This window comes from Flavobacterium sp. RSB2_4_14 (genome assembly GCF_051547085.1).
Taxonomy (GTDB): Bacteria; Bacteroidota; Bacteroidia; order Flavobacteriales; family Flavobacteriaceae; genus Flavobacterium.
On sequence record NZ_JBPTTL010000003.1, the window covers coordinates 158739 to 179735 of the forward strand.

Below are 20997 nucleotides of genomic sequence, written 5' to 3' on the forward strand. Positions count from 1 at the left end.
TAAAGTTAATCAAACTATTAATGAAATTATCCATTATCCCATTTAAGATTTAATGCCCATTTAGTGTGTTTCCCAATTTTATAAACATATTTTTTTGTCCTTTCGTCGTGCCCTAAACGATTAATGAGATAATCATCAACCCAAATGTATTTTTCAGTATCACCTAAACTCATTAAATCTCTTAAAATTTTGATTTGATCGTTATTAGGAATGAAATCATAAACATCAAAAATAAAAATACCATTATCTCCACTGTCTAAATTTATAATGGGAGTTTTAATAGTTCCTTTGAATTTATAGTCAATAAATTTAAAATCTTTCCAATGTACTATATCAGTAGAGATTAATTCCTCACAGAATTCTCTCCAAGGAGAAATTTCCCTATCTTCTTTTGAATTATACCATTCTAAAAATTCTATTACATTAATACCTTTTACAAATACTCTTAAATCTCCTTTTGCGATTCCTTTTTCGGTTTCAATTAATCTATCGGATTTTACATCTAGTTTCTCAAATATTTTTTCTGAACCAGGTAGTGTTTTATAAGCACCGCCAACTGGTTGAAAATAATCCCGATGATTGCTTTTTACTAATAAATATTTATTGTCAATTTTGATTCGGTATAAATATGCCAATGATAAACGAATGTCTTTTTTGCGATAAAGAAACTGGGTTTGATAATAAAATTTTAGTTGTTTAATGTTTTGCAATAGTTGAAGTAATCCATACAAAATAATACCTCCTACAAGTTCAATCGAAAGATTAAAAAGTGTATTTGATAATTGATCATTTTCATTAGCTGGAAAAAAGGTTCTAAAAAGTATAAATCCGCCAAAAATTATTAAAACTACTATGTTTGAAAGTCTTGTTGTCATATTATTTTAGGGCTTGGTTTGACAGTTGAAATTGTTTCCAGTATAATTTCAAAACTTAATGCTTTATCTGGATAAGCATTTGCAATTGCCTCTGGCAAAATTTTTAATCTTATATCTGAAAAGGAATAACCTAAATCATCATTCATTTCTGGACTAGTTATATCTGCTAATTGATTTAATTGCTCTTCTCTAAAATCCAAACCTATAAGACTTTTAGAAAAAAGTTCTTTTCTCTCTTCAGTAGTTGGTCTTTCAAATTCTAAAATAATTGCAGCTCTTCTAATAATTGCTTCGTCAATAAAATGTAGTCTATTCGTTGACATAAAAACAACTGCTCTTCCATTCAATTCTCTAATTTCATCTATCTTCTGAATTAATGTGTTTACAGCAGCTTTTTCTTCTTGATGCATTTGAGATGTAGAACGAGTTGTTGCAATTGCATCAGCTTCATCAATTAATAAAAAAGCAATACGTTTTTTACCTGCCTGAACTTTTAATTCTGCAAAAGCATCATTAACTAAATTACCCATCTGTCCGTGTAATCCTTCTCCTCTTACTCTTGTACTTAATTTTAGAAAAAAACCTTCCTTTTTCAGTTCTCTTGTCATTCTGTCAGCAATTGATTCAGCCGAAATTGTTTTTCCAGTTCCAGCATCACCTGCCAAAATTATTAAAGGGTATTTATCCTTTAATTGACCAAGAATTGGTAATTCAACTTTGTGGAACTTTTTACTCCATTCTATCAAACTATCTTGGTCTAGTAATAATTTTAAATTGGAGTATATCCTGTTAAATTTTGTATCAAATCCAATTAGACTTTTCGTTCTCTCTTGTATTTCCGAATTTGGTAACTCGATTGTATTATCAAAAATTGTTGCCATTATTTATAAGTTGTTTTTTGTAATTCGTAGCCTTTACTTCCATATAATTGCCCTTGAGAATTACTCAAATGGGGAAAAGAATTGTCTATGTCAGTAGTACTCCAAGATAATTTAAAATTATTATTCTTTTGGAAATTACTTTTGTCAGTTGCTGTAAGATCATTCCATTTTTTAGAAAAAGACAATATCACAGATAGATGTGTGTCAGGCAAATTACTCCAATCATTATTATTTCCAGCTCTTTCGCTGGAAATTGCAGTTCCATTAGCATTTACAACAAATTTTGATGCTCTTAAAACAGTATTGTTCTCATTTAGTAAAACAATATCTACCGATTTTAAATATTCATTTTCTGCATAAATCATAATATCGTTAAATACATTATCAGCATAGCTTACTTCCCATTTACCAGTTCTCCTAGCAATTGTTCTAATATCTGTTTCACATCCTTCAAATGTTTTTCTTATATCAATGACTGTATAAGTGCTTGTGTTTGTAATTGTATTGTACATATTTCTATTTTATATTAAATGTTGGTCCAAAAACTCTTTTCCATTCTTCAATTGTATCTCCTTCAAAATTTTTAGATTGAGCAATATTAAGAGAATCAAATGCATCTTCCGCTTCCGCTTTTATTTCTTTCCAAATTGTATTGTTTATTTTTTTTGAAGCATTATTTTCATTATTTGTATCATCAGCAATAAATATTGGGGATTGATATGATGGAATTTCGTTTATAGCATTCTCAAAAGTAATTTCTGGAAAACTATCAGAGCTAACAAATTGGAAAAATCTAATAATACCCTCTTCTATATTTTCTTCTACACCAAAATTTGCTTCTAAATACGCTACAATTAATTCAATAACAAATGAAGAAATACCTGGTTCCGTATCTGTTGGGTTTATCTCTTTGTAGTTTTTCCACCATTTCAAAGCCCTAACAATTGAAGTATAGGAAGAATTATTTCTTCTTAATTCAAGATTATGAAGCAAATGTTTAGAAACACTTGTAATGTATTTACCTCCTCCACCTCTTTGTGGTTGCCAAACATAGTCAACTGGTTCGGAAAGAGGAACAACTGGGACAATATCTATTTGCAATCCAGTTCCAGTAAAAGTGATTGTGATTGATTTTGTATTGCCTTCAGCATCAACATCTTCCTTAATGTCTTTTTGAGGATATATCTCTTCTAGATATTTTACTATAAAGTCGTGTAATTTTTTAAGGTCGTTTTGAATTTTATCATCTCCCTCAACAAATAGAATTAAATCAATATCGATTGGGTGTTCTCCAGTAGGCTTCAATATTGTATGCTTTTTCCAAGAACCAGCTATTATATATTTAGAAACTTTTAGTCCAGTTCTATTGTCATTTTTAATTTTATCTTCTAATTTTTGTTTTAAATTGTTTATCTGATCTCTATACTTTTGCATATTTTCAGACTTCAATTTTATTTTATCAATAAAGAAATGTAATTGGTTGTTATCTAATTTCATAGGGTTAGTTTTATCAATTATATCAAAAGGTAATCCATAATTTTTTATGTGTCAATTTGTCATATTTTTAAAATTAAATTACATTTACTTTATTTTTTCTATAGTCTAATAATATTATAAATGAAAATCCAATATTGCTCCGACCTACATCTTGAATTCCCAGACAACAAGGAGTACATTCTTGATAATCCAATAGAACCAATAGCTGATATACTTATTTTGGCTGGAGATATTGTACCTTTCAAAATAATGGACGACCATCAAGATTTCTTCAACTACATTTCAAGACATTTTAAAACGACTTTTTGGATTCCCGGAAACCACGAGTACTACTATTACAGAGTCGATAATAATGGAGTTTTAGATACAAAAATTAGAGAGAATATCTTTTTGGTAAACAATTGTGTAAAAGAAGTTTCCGGAATTAATTTGTTTTTTTCTACACTTTGGTCAAATATTTCACAAGCCAAGCATTGGACAATTCAACAAGCAATATCCGATTTTAAAGTAATCAAGTATAAGGATCGATTATTTAATGTCGATGATTATAATTTGCTTCACCAAGAAAGCAAAGAGTTTCTACAAAAAGCATTAGCCTTAAAATCAGACAATAAAAAAATTGTGGTAACACACCACGAACCGACTTTTGTAAATTATCCCGAAAAATATGTCAATAGTAAAATCAACGAAGCTTTTGCAACCAACTTAACAGATTTAATCGAAAACAGTAATATTGATTATTGGATTTATAGACATCATCATTCTAATGTTGAAGATTTTGAAATTGGAAATACTAAACTGGTTACCAATCAATTGGGCTATGTTAAGTACGATGAAAACATTGGATATAACAATAAAGCCATTATTTCAATATAGCTAAACCAAAATTTATCCATTAATAAATGGATATTTATTGTAGTAAATCCATTTTTGTACATTAATAAATTGACATTTAGTATAATAAACCTATATTTGCACAATAAACCTATTAAGTTTATTATTATAATTATTAGTTTATTATGGAAAAATTAAAAGAATACATCCATCAAATACTAGGAAAAGACATTGAAATAAAAGAGTTGTCAACAGATTACACGAATAAATTACCATTCATTTTCAAAAATAATTTTAATTTTTATGTAACGCATTTACACAATCACGAATTAATTTTAGTACAGGTTAATAAAGAAGACGCTTTCAATGCGGCACAATTGAGACAACAAGTAATTGCAATCCAAAAGGTATTAAGTAAAAAAATTATTATTGTTACCGAAGACATCACGGCTATAAATCGGAAAAGACTTATTGACCAAAGAATTAGTTTCATTGTTCCAGGAAAACAAATGTTTCTCGCAGAACTACTTATAGACATTCAGGATTTTAACAAGGATAAAGAATTTAAAAAAGAATTCCTTTTACTTCCTTCTGCACAATTAATCTTGCTTTACCAAATCTTGCATAAAGAAGATGATTTAAGTAAATACACCTTCAAACAACTGGCAGAAAAATTCCAATACACACAAATGGGAATAACAAAAGCGATAGAAAATTTAAAACGATTGGCTATTGTCGAGGTTTTTGGATCCAAAGAAAAAAATATTGTATTTGAAAATGATAGACAAAAGCTTTGGAAGAACATTGAAAGACATCTTATAAGTCCGGTACTAAAAACAGTGTATGTAGATGAAAAACCAACAATAAAAATGTATTGCTCTAATGCTACAGCATTGGAAGAATACAGCGATATGAACCCAAGTAAATTGGAATATTTTGCCATAGAAAAAAACAAATTCTATGAATTAGAAAAAGCAAACCAATTAGGAAATCTAAATAATGAAAGCGGAAACTATGCTTTAGAAGTTTGGAAATACAATCCGGAATTAATTACAAAAGATATAACCAAGAAAAACAATGTAGATCCATTGTCTTTATATATCAGTTTAAAAGAGGGATTTATTGACGAAAGAACAGATATGGCATTAGACCAAATAATAGAAAAATACATATGGTAAGAGGTTTAGAAATTTTCAGACAACATTTTAATGAATTTACAGATAATTATGTCATCATCGGCGGAACGGCTTGTGATATTATAATTGATAATATTGGTTTAACGCCAAGAGCAACAAAAGACATTGACATAATTTTAGTAATCGAGGCATTAAGTCCTGAATTTGTTACTCATTTTTGGGAGTTTATAAAACAAGGAAACTATGACGTCAAAGAAAAAAGCGAAGAAGATAGAAAATACTATCGTTTCCAAAAACCACAAGTTGAAGAATTTCCTTTTCAAATTGAATTATTCTCAAGAATACCCGATTTATTAGATTTGGATGAAGGAACACACCTAACTCCAATTCCAGTTGACACGGAAATTTCGAGTTTGTCGGCAATACTAATGGATGATGATTATTACAATTTCACAATCCAACACAGCCAATTAGACAACGGAATACATTTGGCAAATACAGAAGCGTTGATAGGATTAAAAGCCAAAGCATTTCTTGATTATAAAACCCGAAAAGAAAATGGAGAAAAAATTGACGAAAAGCAATTGCGAAAACACAAAATGGATATATTTAGATTACTATTATTACTAACACCCGAAGATAACTTTACCATTGCAGAAAGCATTAAATCAGATATTGCAAATTTCGTTGAAGTTGTAAAAGATGATTTACCCGACAAACAAATTTTCAAAGAAATGGGAGCAGGTAATGTGAATGTAAAAGAGCTGTTTGGGTTATTGATTGGAGCGTTTAATCTTTAAGCAATAGCAGATGAGTACACCTATAATAAATATTTTTACTTATGGACTTCCTTTTAAATTAGCCAACCAAATATATAAAGAGTTTCAGGACAGAATGAAAGAAGCCAATTTTATGGTAGAAAATTCAGCCCGTTTTAAATTTTTAAGTGATTACAATGAGACATTAGAATTACTTATTGCGTTGTCAATTTTTCATAAACGAGTAGTTTCAAATTTAGATGGTGCAGTTAAGTTTTATGGAACAGTAAATTCTATAAGCAAAGCAGATACAATTACAATGGGTAGTTATGATTTAACCTTTGAAGAAAAAAATAAAATTTTAGCATTGTTAATTAACTATCGAACATTGATTAAAAAGTTTGGTATTTCTGAAAATGATTTTGATTATACGGAAACTAAAGAATTTTTATCAAATATAAAAAAAGTAAAATCATTTGACGACTATGACGAAAGAAACGATAAAGGAATCGGAAAAAACATTGAAGACGATCTCCCCTTTTAAAGAAAAAGCATTACTTGAAAAAGAAATTATAGAGTTTGTAAATAAATTTAAGTCAACCGTAGCAAATCAAGCCACTAGAATGAGTGATTTTTTTGAAATGAGTTGTTTTAACCACATCGTAACTTTTTATGAGAATAATGACTATTTAGCGTCAATCGAAAACCTTCAAGTTGGAAAATACAGATACAAATGTTCTACATCTGGCATACAATCAAACTTTTCACATTTTAAAGTAACTAAAAATATTGAAGGTAAAGATTATATTTTCGAAATTCAGCATAATCTAGCGGTACAATCCTCACATCATAATGAAATATTTACAACACCTGATATAAGTATTATAAAAAAAGATTCCGTTAACGAAACAGTTGAATACTACGATACTAAAAGGAGATTTTGTTTTGTAGAAAATAAAGATTTGATGACTTTTTGTGAAGTAAAACAATTTAATCCATTTCCGGAACTATTATTCAATTTTATAGGTATTGTAAATGAATTAAGAAAAGACATTTTAACTAATACGGCAAAAGTAGACAATCCAATACATATTGCTCCTAGTCTAATGATTTCGGGTAAACCAAACAAACAAGCAAAAAGAATTAAAGAAGAACTTGAAAAGCGATATTGTTTGAATATAATATTTGATATATTTCATTCTGGCACTGCTACATTTTCAAAACGAAATGTTAGTGGATTAAAGCAAACGGGAACAGTTTCAACTAAATAAAAAATCTATGTATCTATCAGAACTCAAACTTTGGAATTTTAGAAAATATGGCTCTAGTGAATCATTCAATATAGACAAACCTAATTTAATCGTTCCTTTCAACAAAGGTTTAAATGTATTAATTGGCGAAAATGATTCTGGTAAAACTGCTATTATAGATGCAATTAAATTAGTTTTAAAAACTCACGCTTACGAATGGATTAAAGTTGAAGAATCCGATTTTTATAAAGAATCTGAAAAATTAAGAATTGAGCTTGAATTCAAAGATTTAAAACCAAATGAAGCTAAAAACTTCATAGAATGGTTAGGTTGGGAAGGCGAAGGCGAAAATGCAAAACCAATTTTAAGATTAATTTATCAAGTTGAAATAAGACAAGATAGAATTATTGCAACCGATGTTAAAGCAGGAATGGACGAAACTGGGTATCCGTTGAATGCTGAAGCAAGAGAATATCTAAAAACAACTTATTTAAAAGCTTTAAGAGATGCTGACAATGATTTAACAGCAAAAAAGAATTCAAGATTATCTCAAATACTTCAAGAACACGAGTTTTTTAAAAAGAAAACAAAAAAAGACGAACATCCTTTCGAAATTGAATTTAAAGTCTTAAATAATAAGATTGAAAATTGGTTTAAAAATGATGGAAACGAAAAGCTAAAAAAAGTAATTGACGATTTCTTAATGTCATTTACAGATAAAAATAAACTATCAAATATATCACTTGGCAAACCTGAAATTAAAAATATTTTAGAGAAAATCTCATTAGGTGTTTTAGACCAGAGAAATCTTGGTTTAGGTACAATGAATCGATTATATATGGCTGCCGAATTACTCCATTTAAAAAAAGATAATTGGAATGGTTTGAGACTTTGTATGATTGAAGAGTTAGAAGCACATCTTCACCCACAAGCACAAATGAAAATTATCGAAGCTTTACAAAATGAAACAGAGGTTCAATTTATATTATCAACTCATAGTCCAAATTTAGCATCTAAAGTAAAACTTCACAATTTAATATTATGCAACAATGATAGTGCATTTCCACTAGGAGAAGAGCCAAATGATGAAAACAAAAAATCAAAGTCAGATAAATATACGAAACTGTCAAAGGATGATTATATGTTTTTAGAGCGATTTCTTGATGTAACTAAGGCTAATTTATTCTTTGCAAAAGGTGTTATTTTGGTTGAAGGCTGGTCAGAAGAAATTTTATTACCAGTTATTGCCGAAAAAATCGGATATGATTTGACAGAAAAAGAAGTTTCAATTGTCAATGTCGGTTCGACTGCTTATTTAAGATTTGCGAAGATATTTTTAAGACAACAATCAGAAGAAATTTTAAACATTCCTGTTGCAATAATTACTGATTTAGACAATAGACCTGAAACAAAAGATGACTCGTTTTGCGAAGTTAAAAAAGTTAAAAAAGAAAGTACACTAAAAGAATTAGAAAAAGAATTTAAAGACACAAAGGTCTTAATGAGTTATACAAGCAACTGGACTTTAGAATGGTGTTTATATAAATCTAATGCACTTTCTAATTTATTTAAAGAATCTGTTTCTGATGTTCATTCTGGTACTGGTGAGTTCAAAGATGGTAAATTCATCGAAACTAAATTTATTTCAAAATTAAGAAAAAACAAAGGACATAGTCCAATAGATAAAGTAGAAGTAGCCTCAATACTCGCAAAAAAAATTGAAGAAGATGTATTAATTACTAAAGAATTAATTGAAAAAGATGAGTATTTAAAATATTTAATTAATGCAATAAAACACGCTTGTAATGACAATTGAAATTGAAGATAATCATATAAAAGAAGCAGAACAAATTTTCATTAATGGAAATACATTTGATGAGAAGGAAAGAGTTCCATTTATTAAAAATCTTGAAACTTGTGATTTATTAGCAGTTCCAGGCAGTGGTAAAACAACAGCCTTGATTGTAAAATTGTATTGTTTGTCTAAGCAACTTCCTTATAAAGATGGTTCAGGTATCTTAGTTTTGGCACATACCAATGCCACAGTTGATGAAATTGAAAAAGAATTAAAAAAACATTGCCCAAATTTATTTGAATATCCAAACTTTATAGGAACGATTCAAAGTTTTGTAAATAAGTTTTTGGCTAATCCAGCAAATCTTATAAAATATGATTCTTACATAGTTAAAAATGATGATGATATTTACAAAAAAGAAGTGGCTAATTTTTATTACAATAATCTTGAATGGAAACAAACCGGTGAAACAATGCAAAAACTTAAAAATCTTTTATATGGTAAAGCAAACCATAATAGAGGTAATATTTCTACAAAAGAAAAGAATCAAAATACAATTGATTTTATCTACTATTTGAATTTTGATTTCATTAATAGGAAAATATTATACGGCGGAAAGAATACAACTTTGTATAAGTATGAAGGTGCAGCAAAAGAACATTATTTAGAAATTACAAATTGGAAAGAAAATTTATTTAGAAATGGTATTTTATCATATAAGGACTCGTTTTCACTAGCAAAATGGTATTTGCATAATTTTCCAAAAGTAAAAGAACAACTTCAACATCGTTTTAAATATGTTTTTATTGATGAAATGCAAGATCTGGAAGAATATCAAATAGATATTATTGATAATGTTTTTTTTGATAAAAATTCTAAAACAATAATTCAAAGAATTGGAGATCCAAATCAGTCGATTTATAATAGAGTAAAAGATGAATGCGATTGGAAACCAAGAAATATAAAATACTTGAATGGATCAATTCGTTTAAGTGCAAAAAACGCTGAATTGATAAATTGTTTTACATATAGAAATGAAGAAGACAAATTTCAAGTAATTGGAGAAAGAAAACTCTTAAAAGATGAAAAAGAAATTTTACCCCATTTAGTCTTATTTACAAGTGAAACGAAAGGACAATTGAAAAGTAAGTTTGAAGAAATTATTAAAAATCATAATCTTCATAAAATTGAAGAAAGGAACAAAGGATTTAGAATTATTGGTTGGACAGGTGAAAGAGCGAACGAAGGGGACGGTAATTTATGCCTTCATACCATTTTTGGATATAATAAATTAGACAAAACCAAAAAAGAGGATTTTGATACACTAAGTAAATATATCCAACTTTTTAATAAAGAAAAACAAACATTAGAAGCGGTTAGAAAATCAATATTAAATGCCTTAATAGCAGTATTACGATTTGAAGACAAAAAAATAATAAAGAAAATTAGAGGAAGGGAGGTTGAACGTTTTTATACAAAAAGTGATTTAATTGAATTTATTAAAAACTATAATTATGAGGGAGATTATTTAATTACTTATGAAATTTTTAAAGACAAATTATACAATTGGTCCTTTAATTTGGTAACATCAAAGAATCATAAACCTATTTTTGATTCAATTAAAAACTTCATCGAAAACCAATTTAAAGACTGGTTTGATTTAAAGCTTAATCCAAAAACTCAACTTTTTATTTTAGAATTTAAAGAGGAAAATAGAATTGTTAAAAAAATAATTAATGAAGACCAATTAGATATTGAAATTGCAACTGTCCATTCAGTAAAGGGACAAACCCATTGTGCTACAATGTATGTTGAAACTGCATACAAAACACCAATCTATGAAACTTTAAAACTCAAAGAGCCTAGCAAAAATTCAACTATTAAGAAACGTGAAGCCAAAACAATTCCTTTATTCAAACAAACTCACAGTTGCGAAACACCTTCTGGAATAGAAGCATTAAAAATGATGTATGTTGGATTTTCTCGTCCAACACATTTATTATGTTTTGCAGTTTTAGGAGAAAATGTAAAAGATGATTTAGAAAAATTTAAAAATGCAGGTTGGAAAATTGTTGATGATTTAGTCACTATCTACAGTAAATCCCAAAATGTGAAAGAATGATAAATCTACTTTAACCCATTATCTCATTCAGCTGCACAAAACTTTCATTTAGTCCAAGTATTCCTAAACTCAAGTCTTTGTTTGCTTCATTTCACTAATTACGTTTCCAATAACGAGAACATTTTTTTCGTTCGGTTTAAAAAGGACGTTTTACATTTCAGTTACCACTCCTTTGCCAACGCTCCAAAAAAAATTACTGGCACAGTTTTTAGAAAAAACCCGTACGCTTCGCAACTTGTGCCAGTAATTTTTTTCCCCAAGCTGTGTTACATAATTGAGTATTATAGTTCATTACAAAGCTTTTATATTGTTTTTTTGGTTTTTGCAATGAAGCTATAATATCATTTATGTAAAACAGCCGCCACACCCAACGCGCTTGCCAGTGGCTCTAGGACAGCTTTTTTAATTGCTTCCTCGCACCAGCCGGCAATAAAAAAAGCTGTCCTTCGCCACTGTCTTCAAGAACCTTTGCTATTTCATAGGAAACTTTACGGTTATAATTACTTTCAAGAACGTTAACGGTAACTGTTTTTAGCAACTTTTTGTTTAAATCGGTAAGTATTTGCATTCCTTTTGTAAGTGTTGTAAATCGCTTATCAAATCCACTTCTAACATTCACGATATAGGAATAAGCAATTTACAACACCCTCAAAATCAAGAAAAGCCAGCAAGAGTATCATTTTTTTATTTGCCAGAGAATCCCAAGTAATTGCTTCAGCGGAAAAGCCGATGCCATACCGTTCCTAATAAAAAGTAGTACAAGCTTGAAGCATTGTCTTTCTTTCAAGTCTATGGCATCGACTTTTCCACAAAAGCAATCAGAAACACCCCAGTAAGCAAATAAAAAACCACACACTTGCCTGCGCTACTGCCCCATCGCACTAGGTATTGTTTTTTCATTGTTTTTGTAAGTATTGAAAATCACTTGAAAACCTGTACTATAAAATTAAAACCCTCCGTAAAGTGATTTTCAATACCCACAAAATCAAGTCCAAGAAAGAGTATGGATTTTCAAAACAGAAAAATAATAGGAATGGATTTTATATTTCTTTTTTCTGTTTTAAAAATCCACACCCTTTCCGAAGACGACCATCTTCCAAATCAACTCCCATTCCTTCAAAAAAAATCCGATTATACGATGACGATTGGTAAATGAAATCAAAATAAAAAATAAAAAAAAAGAGAGCAAAGGTAAGTTCCAGGTTTACAAAAAAGCAAGTTCAAGCCCTACGGGTTTTTGAAAAAATCTCCACCCATAACGGTTCGCAACAACATTCTATTCCGGCTTCACGCCCAAACTTCCGATGGTATATCGGGTAGTATTTTTTCAAAAAAACTTGCTTTTTTGAAACCTTCCACTTGAACGACTGGCTTTCTTTTTTTCTTTTTTTTCTTTTGAAAAATTTAATGTGAGGAGCGTAGCGAAGCACATTGGTATTTCAAACGAAATCCTGCGGAAAATTGAAAATCTAACCCATTTTTAAAGCCGAATGTTATGCTAAATTTCATCATCAAGACCCACCGAAAGGACACTATTTACACAAAACCCCATTTATTTGTACTTAACAAGGGGATGAACAGCGGAAAGCCACAAAAAACGCCATTTACTAACAGTTTTGTTATCATTTTTTCAAATGAAGAGGACTGCGAAAGCCTTTTTTTCATTGCTTATAGTTTATGGCAAACAAAATTCTGGCATCAGTATTTAGTAGGTTCTGTTATTTCGTTTTTGCGTCTTCCAGATTTCAAAAAACAATTCAATCCCCAAGCCAGTTTAATGATGGTCGAACACGAGCAGCACCAAAAAAATGTTGCAGCTCTCAAACTTTTGGAAAAAAAAGAAAAACAATTTCACGAAAATATTAACATAATAAACGATTTGAGAAGAGTGATTTTGTATCGCTATTGCAAGAGATAATAGTTATAACTTTACATTTGAAAAATAACACTATGGACACAAGAACAAGAGTAAGTCTTTTACTGGATTATTCGGAGTATTACGGATTGTCAAAAACGATAGAAGACGCAAAAGATTTAATCAAAGATATTCCTTCGGAGTCTATGATAAATTATATTTCGGGAATAAATTCGAATTTATATCTTCGGGAAAATGATGATGATTCAACTACACTTCAGGTTGGTTTGATAAAAAACATTTTACATCCGCTTGGCGAAACCGCAGAGAAAAAATTTATTGAAGTATATCAAAAACAGGTGGAAGGAGGACATACTCCAATCATATTTTGGAATTATACAAATCTCAAATTTTACGATTTGATTTTCCAAAATTTCAACACACTCTCGTGCCGAGAAATGACATCTTCCGAAATACAGAATTTTTTCGATGCCTATCTCATATTAAATGATATAGCCAATAAAAAAGTTACTATTGATAAGACTGATATCGATAATGCACTTGAAGATAACGCGCTAGAAAATGTCATAATGACCAATTTTATATATCAAAAAGATTATGCATCATCACTTGACTATAACAATCAGGTTGTAAGAGGAGTTTATTTCTTCAAATACTTACAAAATGATCCAAAATTTGGACCAGTTATGAATGACTATTACGCTACAAAAAACGTATCCGGATATATGGAAATGTTTCGTAATTTAATGTTGCTCGTGGCTGAAAGTGGAATTCAGAACGCACATAGAATTCAGATAGTAAATCTTGCAGAGTTTATAAATTGCGGAATTGCCACGGAGCAATACTTAGACACCTTATGCATCAATAATTCCATTGTAAATTATAAGCCCGACGATAGTTTTACTAATCTTCGAAACGGATTTTTATATAAAATAGATGGGCAAAGATATTATCTATTAAATATCAATTTTTTATATGATCATTTCTATAAATCACAGGTATTTGCCGTTAGTAACTTTCTAAAGAAAGAGAAGATTACCTATGATTTTTTATCAATTAAAGGAAAAGATTTTACAGATAAAATTTATTTCCCAGCAATCATTAAAAATTGTTTTCCTGATTATACAAATTACTTTGGTGATGAATGTAAAAATTCCCAAAAGGAAGAGTTATGCGACGCATACATTAGAGATGGAAATAAACTGATACTGATTGAATTCAAAGATGTCCTGCTAAATGCGAAGATAAAAAATACAGCAGATGAAGTAGCACTGTTTAGAGAATTCCATACAAAATTTGTCGAGAACCAAACAGGAAGTCCAAAAGGGATAAGACAATTGCAGGCGGCAATAAAGGACATTGAAGCTAATGGAGTTACTTTTGACAAAGATTTTCCTGATGAAAACGTGACAATCTATCCAGTAATTGTTTATACCGACTTATCATTTGGTGCAGACGGATTGAATAAAATGTATAGAAAAAAATTCAACGACCTAATTGAGCCAATGCAACTTACAAATTTTGAAGTGAGCGAATTGACGTTTATAAACTTAAATTTATTTGAACAAAGACAGGACTATTTTGCAGATGGATCGGATAAAATATTCGAATTACTGGAAAATTTTCACGAGCACGTAAAACAGGAAAATTACGAATTAACACCATTTGAAATATTCTCCAAATTTTACACTAGGAAACATTACACATTGGAAGTACGCCACCCCAAAATATACTTAAAATTTCAAAAAGAAATTGTAAACAGTACTCCAGTTTCAAAACGAAAATAGTATTATAGCCAGTAGAAAATTAAAAAAGCCAGGTCTTACAACTTGGCTTTCATTTTGTTTAACCCAAAGGTCACCACAACTAGAGTTAAACTTATTTTTTGTGCTTCTTAATGAAAAATTTGAGTGCCAAAGATATTGAAAAACTGACAACCGCACCAACAGAAGCTAATATTACAGTTTTTAAAACATCTTCCGAATGCAGATTTGGCAATACACTCAAAAATGTACCACCAGCGGTACCAATTACAGTCGAATTACTGTGTTGCATCGGCTTTTTCGGTTGTCGCGGTTAATTGACTAACTGCGGAGACCACACCGCCAGCAACTGCCAAATAACCTCCAATAGAAGTTACTACAACAGGTAACGCTATTGGGGCTGCTAAAATAGTTCCGCCAACGGCAGCTAACGCCAAACCAATATTTCGAAGCACTTTAAAAAATTTCGGAGTGGGAGCTTTCGCTCTTTTTATAATATTCATATTTTCTATTTTTTGTCATTCCTATTTGTCATTCCCGTGAAGACGGGAATCAACAATCAATTCAACACTTTCTTTACTGTCCAAAGCTTTATAAACCAAGTCTTTTAATTTGGTAAATGCTTTTCGAGACATCAGACCTAAACCTGGTCCAGAAAGTTTTGTTACTGGAGCAATACAACCATTTAATTCTTGCAAGGCGTTATTGGCTGGATGAAACAGAATTAAACTTCTGCTTTTTACTTCCAAAACCTCCAAATGCCATTGAAATTTCTTGCTGTATCGTTTTCTTATAAAATATTTCCCTTCCGGAATGCAGGAAACCTTCGTTTCGTTATTCTTCCAAGGCAATTCAATCGTGTTACAAATGAATTTACCCTCGCATTCGAGTATTCCGTTTGTTCCATCAGGGAAATAAGTTCTCGATAGTTGTAAAACCATCTTACAATCCGCTCACTTGAACCAATGCCAATGGGTTGTAAGCACCATTTTTAAGGGCATACATTTGACCATTAACTTCTTGGTAGAATTCCACTCCTAAAGCCAAAAACAATGGTTTTGTGCTTGCTGGAGTGACTGCATTTACTTGGTTGATGGCAACTGTTGCCACAGCATCCCAAGGCAAAATAGCAGTTTCTGAATGTGCTTCAACAAATGTTTCCGCTTCAAAATCAATTTCTGCTCCTGCAGATATGATTTTAAAATGCGTGGTTCCTGTCGGTGCAGCAATCATATTTGCCGGAATAAACGAATCCAAATCAACTGTAATATTTCCAGTAACTCTGTCAATTGCTCCCACAAAAGGAGCAAATAAACTGGTGCCCAGTTTCCCACGGATATTGAATTCAAAACCTGCTAAAAGTTCGGCTTCGCCGTCAATCACATTTCGCAAACCTCTCACGCTGATTAAATCAGCTTGGATAACTTGCACCATTCTTTGAGTTAAACGACTTACCATTCTGCCGTCGGCAGAATTCAAAAGCAAAGCTCTCAAAGCCGTTCTCAAAATCTTTCCTGCCTTACCAGCTCGACCAAACTCCGAACCATTTTCACGCGTTCTTTGGAATGCAGGATCACTTTTGATTCTGCTGGCATCAATACCTCCTTTTTCACGCGCTAAATGTCCGTCTTGGGTTTTGTAAAAAGTAATATCTCCGATAGTACCTTTCAATTTAATTATGCCTTTCTGTCTTGCCATAATTTCTAAAATTTAGATTAAAATTCATTTTTAAAATCTCTAAATCATCTTTTCAGTTGCAACATCTTTTATCCGATTTCGGAACAAATTTTAGCCAATTAAACAGAATAAAAAAGCGAGGACAGTTCCATATGTCGCAAAGCGACATAAATGGCTTAAATCGACATAAATGCCTACCAAAAAGCACATCAAACAACCATAAATTGCGAAAGAAATTTATAATTCAAAAAAACTTACTTTTGTATAATCTTAAACTTCACCTGTCACTAGGTTTAAGCTAATCAAAGCCTAGTCAAAGGCATAGATAGTGTATGAAATTTGAAAAACAGAGGGTGTGCATATATCCGAAAGACATACAGCGCATAACAGGCAAGAGTTATCGCCAAAGTACCAGATTAATGCAAAAAGTGAAAACTGACCTCAACAAGCTCGAAAATGAGTTTTTAACTATCGAAGAGTTTTGTTCCTATGCAGGATTAAAATATGAACAAGTAGCTCACTTAATTTTTGGTTAAAATGCGTAAAAAATCCCAACTCCATTTTAAACCATTTTAAATAAACATATCTTTAAATAACTAGTTCATTTTTTAGTCTTGATACTATGGTATTCAGATTATTATGCTTATATTTGACTACTTTGAATTTAAGATAATTGTAATCCTAATAAAGAGGTGTCAGTCGAGGTGTCACTTAAATAAAATACTTTGCGAAGTATTGATTTTATTGATATATTTTACACAAGACAAATCCCTCTTTCTCCGCTGATTACATGTTTCAAAAGAAACATAAAACATCAAAAACCCTTTAAACATCAGTGTTTAGAGGGTTTTTAATTTTTTGGGATATGTCAAAAAACACATTAAAAATCATAGTTTAGTTACCCTATAGGTGTACCTATAGATTTTTTCACCAATAGGGTAACTAAATTTTGAATATCTCCAAGAGATCTCCTTTAAATTCAATGCTTTGCATAAGTTTTTCGTTCAATTTGTAATTTAAATTTAACACAAAAAGCTATGCTAAAAACAATTTTTTACATCAAATCCGATAAGGTTAAGTTGACCTATGAGTGTCCCATTTATGCAAGGGTAACTTTTAAAGGAAAAAGTATAACCTTGAGTACAGGAAAATACATCACACAAGAGCGATGGAACTCTACCGACAAGTTAAGAAGAATCTTCAAGCAGGACAAGGAGAAAGTGCTCAAAGAAGCCCTAGATTTATTTGCTTTAAAAATACAAAAACTGTATAATCAACTAGAACGAGAAGGGGAAATTGTAAGCGTTCAGGAGTTAAAATGTTTGTTGTTAGGACAATCAAAAAAATCAAAAACTCCGGAACTCATCGATATTATTAACAACCATAATGAGTATTTTGCTAAGTTGGTAAATATAGGAGAACGCTCCAAAGCCTCTCTCCAAAAATATGAACGCGTTAAAGATCTTGTTATGCTTTACAATAAAAAATATTATGGATCGGATACTATTCCAGTTGATAAAATTAATGGAGCTTATATCTATAATCTCGAATCATATATGAAATTTGAAAGTGAATATAAAGGGAAATTAGGGATTAAAAATAATTCCATAGTCAAATATTTCAAAAACCTCAAGACAATATTTTATTATGCTATTAAGATGGATTTAATCACTAATAATCCGTTTAAAAAATACGATGGTAAAATTCAAATCACAGAGGCCAACTTTTTAACACATCAAGAATTGTTGAAAATTGAACAAAAAACATTTTCTATAGATCGTCTTGAACGCGTTAAAGATGTTTTTTTGTTTAGTTGTTACACAGGATACGCCCCAATAGATGCTATGAAACTCACAAGAGAAAATATTATTCAAGATGCAGATAAAGAGCTTTGGATAAAAACGAACCGTCAAAAAACGAAAATAAGAGCAAACGTTCCCTTATTGCCGCCAGCTTTAAGAATAATAAATAAATACCAATATTCTGAGTCTGGATTGCTGCCAAAAATATCCAACCAAAAAATGAATGCCTATCTAAAAGAGATAGCAGATATAATTGGATTAGACAAAAATTTGACTTGGTACGTCGCTCGACATACTTTTGCAACAACCGTAACTCTAGGAAATGGTATTAAAATTGAAAATGTATCTGCCATGTTAGGCCATACCACAATTCGGCAAACGCAACACTATGCTAAAGTTTTGGACAGTAGCGTAGGAGAAGATATGAAAAAATTAAAAGAACGATATTTGAATTCTTAAGTAGGTTTTTATTAATTTAGAGGTCAACTTATTAATCTAAAAAATATTCTTATGTTGTTACCTACAGATTTAATTGAAGCGTTTGTGGATTATTTTGAAAATAAGATTGAGTTTCATACAAAATATCAAAAGTATCGGTTTAATGATTGTTGGATTGAGGAAATCGATAACACTTATTTCACTGAAAGAGTGGACGAGTTAATCGAGTCTTTAATGTTGGTGCTCATAAGTAGCAATAATAATTTAAGAATTATTGAAGAAGTTAAATTATTGCTAGATGATAGAATTAAATGGTTTGTGTCAAGAAATGTTAGATTTTTCAAATCTTTTAGTAAGATAGAGCGATTTATAAAAGAGGTAAATCATGATCTTGATTATGATGTTGAAGAAAAGTACACTATAAATGAAGTTCTGAAATTTAAAACAAAACCCGACCAAGTTGAGGAATTATTATTTTACTTTCTCATTACAAATAAAGATAGTGCTTCAAATTATAAGAATAAAATTGACTTTGAAAAAGTAAAGTTACTCTATGTGTTAGACTTATTTTACAAATCATTATTACGATTAGATGAAGGCATCAATAAAATTTCAACTGCAATTTCAAAATATGGGGTTGTAGATCTTAAACCATTCTTAAAAACAACTAATGGTATTTCAATCCAAAAATGTAATGTTAATTTAGATAAATCATCTTCAGCTTTTTTATTTAAATTTTTGATGGAGGAAGGCATGCTCTATATGGATAATATAGAGCATAAAAGTCATTCAAAAATTAAAAAATTTGTAGAAAACAATTTTAGTTATACAGATAGTAAATCAAAAAACGCTAGTCCTTTAACAGATTTTACAAAAGAGGTATCAAAATTAAAAGGTGCTAGTAATAAAACTAAACAACTTCAGGTTATTAATCTGCTTATTGAGAAATTACAAACAAAAAAAACATATTTGGAAAAATAACATCTCTTAGAGATCTCCTAACAACACAAACTAGATCATTCTATTATTCTGAATTTTGCAAAATAATTTTAAAATTAATGCAAATGAAAAATTCAGAAGAAATTTCAATTCCATCAGTTCGCAGTATTCAATTACTGCTTGAACCAATTTATAGCCGTTTAGAGACTATTGAGAATTGTATTAAACAATTCTATCAAAAATCAAATCAACCATCAGGTAAATACTATCGCAACAACGATTTGAAGAGTCGGTATGGTCTTTCTCCAAATACCATTATTAAATATCGAGAAACTGGAATTTTACCCTACACTCGTTTGGGTGATATTTATTTATATGAAGTGTCATCGATTGAGAAAATTTTAAACCAAAATAAAGTTGAGATATGAAAAATAGAAAAGTAATAAAAAGAGTTTCAAATAGGAGATATCCCATTCGTTATTGTAAAAAGCAAGATTGCAATGAAGCATTTATTCCTACCGATGCCAGACAGATTTATTGTTGTGAACAACATCGTATAGATTATAACAACGATAAGCGAAAAATAGTAGATAAAATTGAAAGTGATTTTACCAAAAAGGCAAAAAACAACAAATCGATTTTGATTAAAATACTAAACAGCAAAGAATATATTAGAGATGGTGTTATAAATATTTCAATTCTTCAATATGAGGGCTATGACTTTGGTATATTCCATTCTATAAAAATTGAAGAAAAAACTAAAAAAGAAATGAAGTTTTGCTATGAATATGGTGTTTTACTTAAAGATTCTGAGAATAAAAATTATATTATTTATAAACAAGAAAGTATATGACATTTAGAGATTTAACAATAGAAGAATTATTTCCTCAAGCTATTCAGCAAGATTTACTAAAAAAACAATCAGAGAGTTTTGTAAACAAAACAATTGCCACAGGAAGTATTACAGCAGGTTATGAAAACATGCCAACCAAGCTTAATCCAATAGTATTCGAGACACCTTTAACTATAAAATCACCTCCACAGTTTTTTATGGGAACTTACGTTAAAAATCATTGGAGAGTGATAGTAGCTTCAATGGTTATTGGAGGTGTTATAGGATTAGTTGTGTATTATGTAGCTATATCAAATCAGAAAAAGCAACAAGAAAAATGATGATTGCAACACCCCAAAATTATGCCGCCAAAAAATCAATAGACATCAAAATAGGTATAAGTAAATCAATGGAAATGAATTAAGATAGTTGTAAATCATTACGTATCTATTTGTAAAATTCAGCCCTTATAATTTCAAAAAAAGGGATAGATTTCAGGTAACTAAAGTTGTTATTTTGACA

23 protein-coding genes are annotated in these 20997 nt (G+C 30.1%); 14 read left to right on the top strand and 9 right to left on the bottom strand.

Going from position 1 to position 20997, the window contains the following annotated elements; genetic code table 11:
* Nucleotides 1-26: 26 nt before the first annotated feature.
* From ACSVH2_RS08420 to ACSVH2_RS08435, 4 genes are read right to left on the bottom strand one after another with little or no spacing between them, the layout of a single operon-like run.
* The gene (locus ACSVH2_RS08420; protein ID WP_438092724.1) at nucleotides 27-875 is read right to left on the bottom strand and encodes a hypothetical protein; all 849 of its coding nucleotides are present in this window, start codon (nucleotides 873-875) and stop codon (nucleotides 27-29) included.
* Nucleotides 872-1756, bottom strand: coding sequence for an AAA family ATPase (locus ACSVH2_RS08425; RefSeq protein WP_438092725.1), 885 nt, complete (start codon nucleotides 1754-1756; stop codon nucleotides 872-874). Before ACSVH2_RS08425 ends, ACSVH2_RS08420 begins: the two co-directional genes overlap by 4 nt.
* Nucleotides 1756-2268: a hypothetical protein gene (locus ACSVH2_RS08430; RefSeq protein WP_438092726.1), complete on the bottom strand. Its 513-nt coding sequence runs from the start codon at nucleotides 2266-2268 to the stop codon at nucleotides 1756-1758. Before ACSVH2_RS08430 ends, ACSVH2_RS08425 begins: the two co-directional genes overlap by 1 nt.
* A gap of 4 nt (nucleotides 2269-2272) precedes the next feature.
* On the bottom strand, nucleotides 2273-3253 hold the full coding sequence (locus ACSVH2_RS08435) for a CBASS oligonucleotide cyclase (protein WP_438092727.1): 981 nt from the start codon (nucleotides 3251-3253) through the stop codon (nucleotides 2273-2275).
* Nucleotides 3254-3373: 120 nt separating this feature from the next.
* Here ACSVH2_RS08435 and ACSVH2_RS08440 point away from each other — a divergent pair, with 120 nt between their 5' ends.
* From ACSVH2_RS08440 to ACSVH2_RS08470, 7 genes are all read left to right on the top strand, one after another.
* On the top strand, nucleotides 3374-4129 hold the full coding sequence (locus ACSVH2_RS08440; RefSeq protein WP_438092728.1) for a metallophosphoesterase: 756 nt from the start codon (nucleotides 3374-3376) through the stop codon (nucleotides 4127-4129).
* A gap of 143 nt (nucleotides 4130-4272) precedes the next feature.
* A complete protein-coding gene (locus tag ACSVH2_RS08445; protein WP_438092729.1) occupies nucleotides 4273-5265 on the top strand; it encodes a MarR family transcriptional regulator in 993 nt (330 codons plus the stop codon).
* Nucleotides 5259-6023: a hypothetical protein gene (locus ACSVH2_RS08450; RefSeq protein ID WP_438092730.1), complete on the top strand. Its 765-nt coding sequence runs from the start codon at nucleotides 5259-5261 to the stop codon at nucleotides 6021-6023. The genes ACSVH2_RS08445 and ACSVH2_RS08450 overlap by 7 nt, the downstream gene beginning before the upstream one ends.
* Before the next feature lie 10 nt (nucleotides 6024-6033).
* On the top strand, nucleotides 6034-6525 hold the full coding sequence (locus ACSVH2_RS08455) for a hypothetical protein (protein ID WP_438092731.1): 492 nt from the start codon (nucleotides 6034-6036) through the stop codon (nucleotides 6523-6525).
* Entirely contained in the window at nucleotides 6503-7252 is a 750-nt protein-coding gene (locus tag ACSVH2_RS08460; RefSeq protein ID WP_438092732.1) for a hypothetical protein, read from the top strand. Before ACSVH2_RS08455 ends, ACSVH2_RS08460 begins: the two co-directional genes overlap by 23 nt.
* A 7-nt stretch (nucleotides 7253-7259) precedes the next feature.
* Nucleotides 7260-9047, top strand: a complete 1788-nt coding sequence (locus tag ACSVH2_RS08465) for an ATP-dependent nuclease (RefSeq protein WP_438092733.1) — start codon at nucleotides 7260-7262, stop codon at nucleotides 9045-9047.
* A complete protein-coding gene (locus tag ACSVH2_RS08470) occupies nucleotides 9037-11148 on the top strand; it encodes a UvrD-helicase domain-containing protein (RefSeq protein WP_438092734.1) in 2112 nt (703 codons plus the stop codon). The genes ACSVH2_RS08465 and ACSVH2_RS08470 overlap by 11 nt, the downstream gene beginning before the upstream one ends.
* A 388-nt stretch (nucleotides 11149-11536) precedes the next feature.
* Here ACSVH2_RS08470 and ACSVH2_RS08475 read toward each other — a convergent pair whose 3' ends face one another.
* Nucleotides 11537-11716: a hypothetical protein gene (locus ACSVH2_RS08475; RefSeq protein WP_438092735.1), complete on the bottom strand. Its 180-nt coding sequence runs from the start codon at nucleotides 11714-11716 to the stop codon at nucleotides 11537-11539.
* Nucleotides 11717-12643: 927 nt separating this feature from the next.
* Between ACSVH2_RS08475 and ACSVH2_RS08480 the strand changes: the two genes are divergently transcribed.
* Both ACSVH2_RS08480 and ACSVH2_RS08485 read left to right on the top strand, forming a co-directional pair.
* On the top strand, nucleotides 12644-13066 hold the full coding sequence (locus ACSVH2_RS08480; RefSeq protein WP_438092736.1) for a DUF6943 family protein: 423 nt from the start codon (nucleotides 12644-12646) through the stop codon (nucleotides 13064-13066).
* A gap of 32 nt (nucleotides 13067-13098) precedes the next feature.
* Nucleotides 13099-14811 carry a hypothetical protein gene (locus tag ACSVH2_RS08485; protein ID WP_438092737.1) on the top strand — a complete coding sequence of 571 codons (1713 nt, stop codon included), beginning with the start codon at nucleotides 13099-13101 and terminating at the stop codon, nucleotides 14809-14811.
* Between the two features lie 91 nt (nucleotides 14812-14902).
* Here the strand turns inward: ACSVH2_RS08485 and ACSVH2_RS08490 are convergent, their stop codons facing one another.
* The 4 genes from ACSVH2_RS08490 to ACSVH2_RS08505 are packed head-to-tail and all read right to left on the bottom strand — an operon-like array spanning nucleotide 14903 to nucleotide 16485.
* Nucleotides 14903-15079 carry a hypothetical protein gene (locus ACSVH2_RS08490; protein WP_438092738.1) on the bottom strand — a complete coding sequence of 59 codons (177 nt, stop codon included), beginning with the start codon at nucleotides 15077-15079 and terminating at the stop codon, nucleotides 14903-14905.
* Nucleotides 15066-15290, bottom strand: coding sequence for a hypothetical protein (locus ACSVH2_RS08495; RefSeq protein WP_438092739.1), 225 nt, complete (start codon nucleotides 15288-15290; stop codon nucleotides 15066-15068). Before ACSVH2_RS08495 ends, ACSVH2_RS08490 begins: the two co-directional genes overlap by 14 nt.
* Nucleotides 15291-15311: 21 nt before the next feature.
* A complete protein-coding gene (locus ACSVH2_RS08500) occupies nucleotides 15312-15728 on the bottom strand; it encodes a DUF5675 family protein (RefSeq protein WP_438092740.1) in 417 nt (138 codons plus the stop codon).
* A gap of 1 nt (nucleotide 15729) precedes the next feature.
* Nucleotides 15730-16485: a hypothetical protein gene (locus tag ACSVH2_RS08505; protein WP_438092741.1), complete on the bottom strand. Its 756-nt coding sequence runs from the start codon at nucleotides 16483-16485 to the stop codon at nucleotides 15730-15732.
* 1016 nt (nucleotides 16486-17501) lie between these two features.
* Between ACSVH2_RS08505 and ACSVH2_RS08510 the strand changes: the two genes are divergently transcribed.
* From ACSVH2_RS08510 to ACSVH2_RS08530, 5 genes are all read left to right on the top strand, one after another.
* Nucleotides 17502-18725 carry a site-specific integrase gene (locus ACSVH2_RS08510; RefSeq protein ID WP_438092742.1) on the top strand — a complete coding sequence of 408 codons (1224 nt, stop codon included), beginning with the start codon at nucleotides 17502-17504 and terminating at the stop codon, nucleotides 18723-18725.
* A 51-nt stretch (nucleotides 18726-18776) separates the two neighbouring features.
* Nucleotides 18777-19685, top strand: a complete 909-nt coding sequence (locus ACSVH2_RS08515; protein WP_438092743.1) for a hypothetical protein — start codon at nucleotides 18777-18779, stop codon at nucleotides 19683-19685.
* Nucleotides 19686-19768: 83 nt separating this feature from the next.
* The gene (locus ACSVH2_RS08520) at nucleotides 19769-20071 is read left to right on the top strand and encodes a helix-turn-helix domain-containing protein (RefSeq protein WP_438092744.1); all 303 of its coding nucleotides are present in this window, start codon (nucleotides 19769-19771) and stop codon (nucleotides 20069-20071) included.
* The gene (locus ACSVH2_RS08525; RefSeq protein ID WP_438092745.1) at nucleotides 20068-20496 is read left to right on the top strand and encodes a hypothetical protein; all 429 of its coding nucleotides are present in this window, start codon (nucleotides 20068-20070) and stop codon (nucleotides 20494-20496) included. The genes ACSVH2_RS08520 and ACSVH2_RS08525 overlap by 4 nt, the downstream gene beginning before the upstream one ends.
* The gene (locus ACSVH2_RS08530) at nucleotides 20493-20816 is read left to right on the top strand and encodes a hypothetical protein (RefSeq protein ID WP_438092746.1); all 324 of its coding nucleotides are present in this window, start codon (nucleotides 20493-20495) and stop codon (nucleotides 20814-20816) included. The genes ACSVH2_RS08525 and ACSVH2_RS08530 overlap by 4 nt, the downstream gene beginning before the upstream one ends.
* Nucleotides 20817-20997: the final 181 nt, after the last annotated feature.

Excerpts from the sequence above, each read along its gene's own strand:
- ACSVH2_RS08480 (WP_438092736.1), top strand. The coding sequence starts at position 12,644 with ATGCTAAATTTCATCATCAAGACCCACCGAAAGGACACTATTTACACA.
- ACSVH2_RS08505 (WP_438092741.1), bottom strand. The coding sequence starts at position 16,485 with ATGGCAAGACAGAAAGGCATAATTAAATTGAAAGGTACTATCGGAGAT.
- ACSVH2_RS08450 (WP_438092730.1), top strand. The coding sequence starts at position 5,259 with ATGGTAAGAGGTTTAGAAATTTTCAGACAACATTTTAATGAATTTACA.
- ACSVH2_RS08465 (WP_438092733.1), top strand. The coding sequence starts at position 7,260 with ATGTATCTATCAGAACTCAAACTTTGGAATTTTAGAAAATATGGCTCT.
- ACSVH2_RS08435 (WP_438092727.1), bottom strand. The coding sequence starts at position 3,253 with ATGAAATTAGATAACAACCAATTACATTTCTTTATTGATAAAATAAAA.
- ACSVH2_RS08425 (WP_438092725.1), bottom strand. The coding sequence starts at position 1,756 with ATGGCAACAATTTTTGATAATACAATCGAGTTACCAAATTCGGAAATA.
- ACSVH2_RS08515 (WP_438092743.1), top strand. The coding sequence starts at position 18,777 with ATGTTGTTACCTACAGATTTAATTGAAGCGTTTGTGGATTATTTTGAA.
- ACSVH2_RS08470 (WP_438092734.1), top strand. The coding sequence starts at position 9,037 with ATGACAATTGAAATTGAAGATAATCATATAAAAGAAGCAGAACAAATT.
- ACSVH2_RS08520 (WP_438092744.1), top strand. The coding sequence starts at position 19,769 with ATGAAAAATTCAGAAGAAATTTCAATTCCATCAGTTCGCAGTATTCAA.
- ACSVH2_RS08445 (WP_438092729.1), top strand. The coding sequence starts at position 4,273 with ATGGAAAAATTAAAAGAATACATCCATCAAATACTAGGAAAAGACATT.
- ACSVH2_RS08510 (WP_438092742.1), top strand. The coding sequence starts at position 17,502 with ATGCTAAAAACAATTTTTTACATCAAATCCGATAAGGTTAAGTTGACC.
- ACSVH2_RS08530 (WP_438092746.1), top strand. The coding sequence starts at position 20,493 with ATGACATTTAGAGATTTAACAATAGAAGAATTATTTCCTCAAGCTATT.
- ACSVH2_RS08525 (WP_438092745.1), top strand. The coding sequence starts at position 20,068 with ATGAAAAATAGAAAAGTAATAAAAAGAGTTTCAAATAGGAGATATCCC.
- ACSVH2_RS08475 (WP_438092735.1), bottom strand. The coding sequence starts at position 11,716 with ATGCAAATACTTACCGATTTAAACAAAAAGTTGCTAAAAACAGTTACC.
- ACSVH2_RS08490 (WP_438092738.1), bottom strand. The coding sequence starts at position 15,079 with ATGCAACACAGTAATTCGACTGTAATTGGTACCGCTGGTGGTACATTT.
- ACSVH2_RS08485 (WP_438092737.1), top strand. The coding sequence starts at position 13,099 with ATGGACACAAGAACAAGAGTAAGTCTTTTACTGGATTATTCGGAGTAT.
- ACSVH2_RS08455 (WP_438092731.1), top strand. The coding sequence starts at position 6,034 with ATGAGTACACCTATAATAAATATTTTTACTTATGGACTTCCTTTTAAA.
- ACSVH2_RS08500 (WP_438092740.1), bottom strand. The coding sequence starts at position 15,728 with ATGGTTTTACAACTATCGAGAACTTATTTCCCTGATGGAACAAACGGA.
- ACSVH2_RS08420 (WP_438092724.1), bottom strand. The coding sequence starts at position 875 with ATGACAACAAGACTTTCAAACATAGTAGTTTTAATAATTTTTGGCGGA.
- ACSVH2_RS08440 (WP_438092728.1), top strand. The coding sequence starts at position 3,374 with ATGAAAATCCAATATTGCTCCGACCTACATCTTGAATTCCCAGACAAC.
- ACSVH2_RS08430 (WP_438092726.1), bottom strand. The coding sequence starts at position 2,268 with ATGTACAATACAATTACAAACACAAGCACTTATACAGTCATTGATATA.
- ACSVH2_RS08495 (WP_438092739.1), bottom strand. The coding sequence starts at position 15,290 with ATGAATATTATAAAAAGAGCGAAAGCTCCCACTCCGAAATTTTTTAAA.